This window comes from uncultured Neisseria sp., assembly GCF_951230505.1.
Taxonomy (GTDB): domain Bacteria; phylum Pseudomonadota; class Gammaproteobacteria; order Burkholderiales; family Neisseriaceae; genus Neisseria.
The window spans coordinates 1-8,116 of record NZ_CATNVN010000082.1; the positions used below are offsets into that span (position 1 = coordinate 1).

At 49.8% G+C, this 8,116-nt stretch carries 9 protein-coding genes; 7 read left to right on the forward strand and 2 right to left on the reverse strand.

Annotated elements, in window-relative coordinates:
- The coding region (locus Q1M25_RS06345) for a glycoside hydrolase family 3 N-terminal domain-containing protein (RefSeq protein ID WP_300483052.1) at positions 1-351 on the forward strand (351 nt) is incomplete at its 5' end.
- A 77-nt stretch (positions 352-428) separates the two neighbouring features.
- On the opposite strand, the gene Q1M25_RS06350 is transcribed toward Q1M25_RS06345, so the two are convergent.
- The gene (locus Q1M25_RS06350) at positions 429-1,175 is read right to left on the reverse strand and encodes an amino acid ABC transporter permease (RefSeq protein ID WP_070711915.1); all 747 of its coding nucleotides are present in this window, start codon (positions 1,173-1,175) and stop codon (positions 429-431) included.
- A 327-nt stretch (positions 1,176-1,502) separates the two neighbouring features.
- On the opposite strand from Q1M25_RS06350, the gene yegQ reads away from it, so the two are divergent.
- Positions 1,503-2,858 (forward strand): tRNA 5-hydroxyuridine modification protein YegQ, encoded by a 1,356-nt coding sequence (gene yegQ, locus Q1M25_RS06355; RefSeq protein ID WP_300483057.1) that lies wholly within the window; start codon positions 1,503-1,505, stop codon positions 2,856-2,858.
- A 62-nt stretch (positions 2,859-2,920) separates the two neighbouring features.
- Here yegQ and hemC read toward each other — a convergent pair whose 3' ends face one another.
- A complete protein-coding gene (gene hemC / locus Q1M25_RS06360; protein ID WP_300483059.1) occupies positions 2,921-3,856 on the reverse strand; it encodes a hydroxymethylbilane synthase in 936 nt (311 codons plus the stop codon).
- 118 nt (positions 3,857-3,974) lie between these two features.
- Between hemC and ybeY the strand changes: the two genes are divergently transcribed.
- The 5 genes from ybeY to Q1M25_RS06385 all read left to right on the forward strand — a co-directional run bounded on the left by ybeY (position 3,975) and on the right by Q1M25_RS06385 (position 7,865).
- The gene (ybeY, locus tag Q1M25_RS06365) at positions 3,975-4,490 is read left to right on the forward strand and encodes an rRNA maturation RNase YbeY (protein WP_128582234.1); all 516 of its coding nucleotides are present in this window, start codon (positions 3,975-3,977) and stop codon (positions 4,488-4,490) included.
- Position 4,491: 1 nt separating this feature from the next.
- The gene (locus Q1M25_RS06370) at positions 4,492-5,334 is read left to right on the forward strand and encodes an HlyC/CorC family transporter (RefSeq protein ID WP_300483064.1); all 843 of its coding nucleotides are present in this window, start codon (positions 4,492-4,494) and stop codon (positions 5,332-5,334) included.
- Positions 5,331-6,068 carry a methionine ABC transporter ATP-binding protein gene (locus Q1M25_RS06375; RefSeq protein ID WP_004519679.1) on the forward strand — a complete coding sequence of 246 codons (738 nt, stop codon included), beginning with the start codon at positions 5,331-5,333 and terminating at the stop codon, positions 6,066-6,068. Before Q1M25_RS06370 ends, Q1M25_RS06375 begins: the two co-directional genes overlap by 4 nt.
- 1 nt (position 6,069) lies before the next feature.
- Entirely contained in the window at positions 6,070-6,756 is a 687-nt protein-coding gene (locus tag Q1M25_RS06380) for a methionine ABC transporter permease (RefSeq protein WP_070765182.1), read from the forward strand.
- Between the two features lie 197 nt (positions 6,757-6,953).
- Positions 6,954-7,865 carry a MetQ/NlpA family ABC transporter substrate-binding protein gene (locus Q1M25_RS06385; RefSeq protein ID WP_070711910.1) on the forward strand — a complete coding sequence of 304 codons (912 nt, stop codon included), beginning with the start codon at positions 6,954-6,956 and terminating at the stop codon, positions 7,863-7,865.
- Positions 7,866-8,116 lie beyond the last annotated feature (251 nt).

Genomic DNA, 8,116 nt, shown 5'->3' on the forward strand with positions numbered 1-8,116 from the left:
CGCCAAGAAATCGGATTTAACGGCGTTATCTTTTCAGACGACCTGACCATGGAAGGCGCATGCGGTGTCGGCGGTATTAAAGAACGCGCGCGACTTTCTTTTGAAGCAGGCTGCGATATTGTACTGGTGTGCAACCGTCCAGACTTGGTCGATGAATTGCGAGACGGTTTTCACGCGCCGGCAAACGCCGATTTGGCCGCACGTTGGCAATACATGGCCAACACATTGACCATCCAGGAAGCAGCCGACATCATGGCAACCGAAGCATTCCAAGCTGCCCAACAGGCGACCGCTAAACTGGCAACGCCCAAAGACATCGCAGGCGGTGTCAAAGTCGGCGAAGCATTCTGATTCAAGGCCGTCTGAAACATTGACGGCAAATAAAAAAGGAAGACTTGAAAAAGTCTTCCTTTTTTGATTCAAACCGATTAGCGGTGTTGCGGATTGTAACGGCTTTCCAATCGCAGGAATACCCAACCCAAAAAGCTTGTCAGCACCAAATAAATCAGCGCGATTGTATAAAGCGGCTCTTCATAGACAGAATAGCGTCCGGTAATCGTGCTTTGTACATAAGCCAACTCTGCCACGCCAATAACAGAAAGCAATGAGCTGTCTTTCAACAACGTAATAAACTCACTGGCCAATGGCGGCAACATACGGCGCAAAGCTTGCGGCAAAATCACATAACGCATCGCCTGAGTATAGGTCAGACCCAAAGAACGCGCAGCTTCCATTTGGCCCTTATCAATCGACTGGATACCGGCACGGAAAATCTCACAAATATATGCACCTGAGTTCGCAATCAACGCCAAAGAGCCGGCAATCAACGCACCATAAGAACGGCGCAGATCAATGGCTGCTTCGCCGCTAATCAAGACACCGTCGGCCGGATGAACGAAAAATGGGAACCAAACATAAGCCCAAATCACAATTTGGACAAACAATGGCGTACCGCGAAACAGCGTAACATACCAAAAAGAAATCTTACGCAACACCCAAGCCAAGACACGCATCGGCACACCGGCTTTTTCCGGATTGATCAAACGCGCCAATGCCAACAGCAAACCCAAAACCGAGCCACCTGCCGTTGCAACCACCGTCAGTCCCAGCGTTGTCAACACGCCGTATAAAAACATCCAGCGGTATTCATAAATAATGTCAAAACGAAAATCCATAAACCTTCCGTCGGTCAAAATCGGTAACTAATCCGAATATTTTTTAAAATGAAGCTTGATATTTTACAAGAAAATACATTGCTTGAACGGTTTTTTGTTAAATTATTCCGCCCAACCCTGCTTTTTTTACATTTCTAATAAATTAAAGCCCCTTTTCACCTTTCATCATATAAGACATTTTCCGTATAAAAAACAAAGCGCAAACCCGAGACAAAATTGACCGAAACACAAAAACAGCGGATAATCCGCCCATTCTTCAAACATCTTTCAGACGGCCTTCCCTCTTTCCTTGAGGGCCGTCTGAAAACATTTTAAAAAGCATAAAACATGAAAGCACCCGAACTCTTATTGCCTGCAGGCGGCCTCGAACGTATGCGCGCCGCCTACGATTACGGCGCAGATGCCGTTTACGCCGGCAGCCCGCGTTACTCCCTGCGCGCCCGCAACAACGAATTTGCCAAACTCGACGTCCTCGAGCAAGGCATTAAAGAAGCGCACGAGCGCAACAAAAAATTCTTCCTGACCGTCAATACGCTGCCGCACAACTCCAAACTCAAAACCTTCGTTTCCGATATGGAACCCTTGATTGCCATGAAACCCGACGCGCTGATTATGGCGGATCCAGGTTTGATCATGACCGTGCGCGAAAAATGGCCGGAAATGCCGATTCACCTGTCCGTTCAGGCAAATACCACCAACTACTGGGGCGTAAAATTCTGGCAAAACATCGGTGTCGAACGCATTATTCTGTCGCGCGAATTGAGCATGGAAGAAATTGCTGAAATCCGCCAAGAATGCCCCGACATCGAACTCGAAGTCTTCATTCACGGCGCATTGTGTATCGCCTACTCCGGCCGCTGCCTGCTCTCCGGCTACTTCAACCACCGCGACCCCAACCAAGGCACCTGCACCAACTCCTGCCGTTGGGATTACAAGGTTTACAACGCCACTGAAAGTGATGCAGGCGACGCCCAACTTCTGCAAGGTTTCAACTTTGAAAAAGCCCAAGAAGAAGCCAACCAAAACTTTGAAGGCATCAACGGTCAAAAACGCCATCCCTACGCCGACAAAGTTTTCCTGATTGAAGAGTCCAACCGCCCGGGCGAAATGATGCCGATTATGGAAGACGAACACGGCACCTACATCATGAACTCCAAAGACCTTCGCGGCATCGAAGTGGTTGAAAAACTGGCCAAAATCGGCGTGGACAGCCTCAAAGTCGAAGGCCGTACCAAATCGCTCTATTATGTTGCACGCGTGGCCCAGTCCTACCGCAAAGCGATTGATGATGCCGTTGCAGGCCGCCCGTTTGATTACAGCCTGTTGAGCGAACTCGAAGGCCTTGCCAACCGCGGCTACACCAGCGGCTTCCTTGAGCGCCACCAAACTCAGGATTACCAAAACTACCTCAGTGGTCATTCGATTGCCAAACAAAGCCAATATGTCGGCCACGTTACCGAAATCGATGAAAACGGCTGGGCAACAATCGAAGTCAAAAACCGCTTTGCCGTCGGCGATTCACTCGAAATCATCCACCCAAGCGGCAACCAAACCATCAAATTGGAACAAATGACCCGCAAAGGCCAGCCTGTCGATGTGGCACCAGGCAACGGCATTCAAGTCAAAATCCCCAATATGCAGGGCAAAGAAAAAGCTTTGGTTGCGCGGATTATGAATCCTTAAGCATCAACAAAATAAAGGCCGTCTGAAAGTTTCAGACGGCCTTTTAAATGATCTATGTTGTTTTAAGCCTGTTCTTGCAATACGGCGGCAATCAATTCTTCCGCACCGTCATCTGCCAGTTTTTTGGCGACTACACGACCCAAAGCATCAGCGTATTCGGCAGGGGCTTGAGCGTCCGCCTGCAAAATAACCGAACCGTCAGGATGACCGACCAAGCCGCGCAAGGTCAGCAAACCGTTTTCTTCAGTGCAATATGCGGCCAGCGGCACTTGGCAGCTTCCGCCCAAAGCGCGCGCCAACGCACGTTCGGCCGTAACGCAGGCGTGTGTGGTATCGTGGTTTAACGGCTTCAAGACTTCGTACAAATCTTCGCGATGCGCTGCAATTTCAATACCCAATGCGCCCTGTCCGGCGGCAGGCAGACTGTCGGATTCCGACAAAATCATGCGGATGTGTTCGTCCAATTCCAGACGCTGCAAACCGGCGGCGGCCAAGATAATCGCGTCGTACTCGCCATTATCGAGTTTGGACAAACGGGTTTGCACATTGCCGCGCAAAGGTTTGATAACCAAATGCGGATAGCGCGCACGCAACTGGGCTTCGCGGCGTAGGCTGGATGTACCGACGACGGCGCCTTTGGGCATTTCTTCCAAACGCGCGTATTGGTTGGACACAAACGCGTCAAACGGATTGGCGCGTTCGCCGATGGCCGCAAGCGCGAAACCTTCAGGCAAATCCATCGGCACATCTTTAATCGAGTGCACGGCCAAGTCGGCCCGACCGTCATACAAAGCCTGTTCCAACTCTTTGACAAACAAGCCTTTCCCGCCGACTTTTGACAAAGTTCTGTCCAAAATCTGGTCGCCGCGCGTGGTCATGCCCAAAATCTCGACTTCGCAATAGGGATACAGGGCTTTCAGATGGCCTTGGATATGTTTTGCCTGCCACATGGCAAGCAGGCTTTCGCGACTGGCGATAACGAGTTTTTTCGGGTTCATAATGGTTGCCTGAAAGATGGAAAACGGCATGAAGTCTATCATATTTTGGGCGGTTTTTCAGACGGCATGGGGGTGAATATGTTATATTTACGCCTAAAAACCAAATTTTCCGGACAACATGAAACGCGCCAAACAATATCCTTTTTTATCCTTACAGCGGCAACGTTTTCATCTGAACTTTGAAAACGCCTCTTCCGCCGCCAATCTTCCGAGCGAACGCGATTTTTACCGCTGGGCGTGGTCTGCCTTAAAAAACGAATACCGCCGCGCAGACATCAGCCTGATTCTTCTGGACGAAGAAGAAGCCCGCGCCTACAACCGCGACTACCGCGGCAAAGATTACGCCACCAATGTATTGAGTTTCGCGCTCAATGAAGGCGAAATCCTGCCCGACCAGTTTTCAGACGGCCTGTATGGCGATTTGGTGATTTGCCCGCAAGTGGTTTTGAAAGAAGCCGCCGAACAAGGCAAAACACCCGAGCAGCATTTTGCCCACCTGACCATACACGGTACTTTACACCTGATGGGCTACGACCACATCGAAGACGATGAAGCCGAAATAATGGAAGCCGAAGAAATCCGCCTGATGCTGGCGGCAGGCTTCCCCAACCCCTACCAAGAGGACGAATATTAAAATGGACGGTACGCAGTCGAAACCCAAGTTTTTCGAACGCCTAATCTCCCGACTTGCCGGCGAGCCCAACTCCGCCGAAGACGTATTGACCCTGCTGCGCCAAGCGCACGAGCAGGAAGTTTTTGACGCCGATACACTGACCCGGCTGGAAAAAGTATTGGACTTTGCCGAGCTGGAAGTGCGCGACGCCATGATTACGCGCAGCCGCATGAACGTATTGAAAGAGAACGACAGCATCGAGCGCATCACGGCCTACATCATCGAAACCGCCCATTCGCGTTTCCCCGTCATCGGCGAAGACAAAGACGAAGTTTTGGGTATTTTGCACGCCAAAGACCTGCTCAAATATATGTTCAACCCCGAGCAGTTCCACCTGAAATCCGTCTTGCGCCCTGCCGTTTTCGTTCCCGAAGGCAAATCTTTGACCGCCCTTTTAAAAGAGTTCCGCGAACAGCGCAACCACATGGCGATTGTCATCGACGAATACGGCGGCACATCCGGCCTGGTCACCTTTGAAGACATCATCGAGCAAATCGTCGGTGAAATCGAAGACGAGTTTGACGAAGACGACAGCTCCGACAATATCCATGCCGTTTCTTCCGAACGCTGGCGCATCCACGCGGCTACCGAAATCGAAGACATCAACACCTTCTTCGGCACGGAATACAGCAGCGAAGAAGCCGACACCATCGGCGGCCTGGTCATTCAAGAGTTGGGACACCTGCCAGTGCGCGGCGAAAAAGTCATCATCGGCAGCCTGCAATTTACCGTCGCACGCGCCGACAACCGCCGTCTGCACACCCTGATGGCCACACGAATTAAAGAAAACACGGATAAACCATGATTATTCTGGATCACGTCTCCAAACACTATCAAACACGCGACAACAAAGACTTTGTCGCCGTCGAGCCGACCAGCCTCGAAATTAAACAAGGTGAAATCTTTGGCCTGATGGGCTATTCCGGCGCAGGCAAATCTACCCTGCTGCGCCTGATTAATTTATTGGAACGTCCGGATACAGGTACCGTCAGCGTGTGCGGCCAAGAACTGACCGCGCTCAACGCCACGCAACTGCGCCACGCCCGACAAAATATCGGTATGGTATTCCAACAGTTTAACCTTTTAAGCAACCGTACCGTTGCCGAAAACGTCGCCTTTCCTTTAGAAATTGCCAAATGGCCGTCTAAAAAAATCCAAGCGCGTGTTGAAGAATGTTTGGAAATCGTCGATTTGCAAGACCGTGCCAACCATTACCCGTCCCAACTTTCCGGCGGTCAAAAACAACGTGTCGGCATTGCCCGTGCGCTGGCGCCGCAACCTCAAGTCATCCTCGCCGACGAACCCACTTCCGCCCTCGACCCCGCCACTACGCGCAGCGTTTTGAAGTGTTTGGAAGACATCAACCGACGTTTCAACGTAACCATCGTCATCGTTACCCACGAAATGAGCGTTATCCGCCGCCTGTGTGACCGTGCCGCCCTCTTGGATAAAGGCCGTCTGCTGGAAATCGTTGAAGTACACGGCAACCAAATCCATGCCCAATCCGAAATCGGGCAAGAGCTGATTCGAGAGGACTAATATGACAGATTTAACATTTGAAAGTGCTGTTGAGACCATCGTCAGCATGAAGGGCGAAATTATCCAAGCCTTGGGCGAAACCTTTATTATGGTCGGCCTATCGACTACTTTCGCCGTTATCTTCGGTACGATTTTGGGCGTATTGCTGTTTGTGACGTCAAGTCATCAGTTGCACTACAACAAACAGCTGAATTTGTTTTTGGACAACCTGGTCAACCTGATGCGCGCATTCCCTTTCGTCATCCTGATGATTGCCATGATTCCTGTTACACGCGCCATCATCGGCACGACCATCGGCCCGGTTGCCGCCTCATTGGTATTGAGCGTATCCGGCTTGTTCTACTTCGCCCGTCTGGTCGAGCAAAACCTGCGCGAAGTACCCAGAGGCGTAATTGAAGCGGCCTCCGCAATGGGTGCTTCCCCCATGAGCATCATCTGCAAAGTGCTTTTAAATGAAGCGCGCGCAGGTATGGTTTCCAGCATTACCGTACTGGCTATCGGCCTTCTGTCGTACAGCGCGGCGGCAGGTATGATTGGCGGCGGCGGCTTGGGCGACCTTGCTATCCGTTACGGCTACTACCGCTATCAAATGGAAGTCATCATCTTCATCGTCGCCATCCTGGTTTTACTCGTTATCCTGATTCAAGGTATCGGCAACAGATTGGCACGCAAATTGGACAAGCGTTAAGCAAACAGGCCGTCTGAAATGGACTTACTATTTTTCAGACGGTCTGTTATCTGTTTAGAACATATTAGGATATATATTCCAAATAAATTTACAAAAAACGTCCTCATATTTCCAAAATAGATTTACAATCCCTCTTTTTTTAACGGCGGCAGATTGAGGCCGTCTGGAACCGTTTTATCATCCATCAGGAGCAAAATATGCAAATCAACACATTCTTCAAAACCCTTTCAGCCGCTGCGCTGGCCATCGTACTGGCTGCCTGCGGCGGTCAAAAAGACAGCGCGCCTGCTGCCTCTGCCGCTTCTTCTGCCGACAACGGCGCAGAGAAAAAAGAAATCGTCTTCGGTACAACCGTCGGCGACTTCGGCGATATGGTTAAAGACCAAATCCAACCGGCTTTAGAGAAAAAAGGCTATAAAGTCAAACTGATCGAGTTCACCGACTATGTGCGCCCCAACCTTGCTTTGGCTGAAGGCGAATTGGACATCAACATCTTCCAACACAAACCTTATCTGGATGACTTCAAAAAAGAACACAAACTGGACATCGTTGAAGCCTTCCAAGTACCGACCGCACCTTTGGGCCTGTACCCTGGCAAACTGAAATCTTTGGACGAAGTGAAAGACGGTGTCAGCGTTTCTGCACCTAATGACCCATCTAACTTTGCCCGTGCATTGGTTATGTTGAACGAATTGGGCTGGATTAAACTGAAAGCCGACGTTGACCCGCTGACTGCTTCTAAAAACGATATTGCCGAAAATCCAAAAAACATCCAAATCGTAGAACTTGAAGCCGCCCAACTGCCACGCAGCCGTGCCGACGTTGACTTTGCCATCGTTAACGGCAACTACGCCATGAGCAGCGGCATGAAACTGACTGAAGCCCTGTTCCAAGAGCCAAGCTTCGCCTACGTTAACTGGTCTGCCGTCCGCACTGCCGACAAAGACAGCCAATGGCTGAAAGATGTAACCGAAGCCTACAACTCTGACGAATTCAAAGCCTACTCAAAAAAACGCTTTGCCGGTTACAAATATCCTGCTGCATGGGGTGAAAACGCAGCTGCAGGTGCTCAAGCCGAAGCTGCTTCTACTGCTTCTGCAACCAAATAAGTAACTTTTTGAAAAAAGGCCGTCTGAACATTCAGACGGCCTTTTTCTATTGCTTATCTCTTCTCAAAGCTCAAAACAAGTTTTTTGATTAACACCAAATACTTACGTAATTCCCTTTTTAAAACCAAATCAATATGTTGTAAAAAAGTGCCTTAATTTATGATTTTTTTATTCTAAAGAATCAATCACTAAATGATTTATTCTACTTTTTTATAATATTCACTAGTAATGTTCCGCTTATCCTGATATTA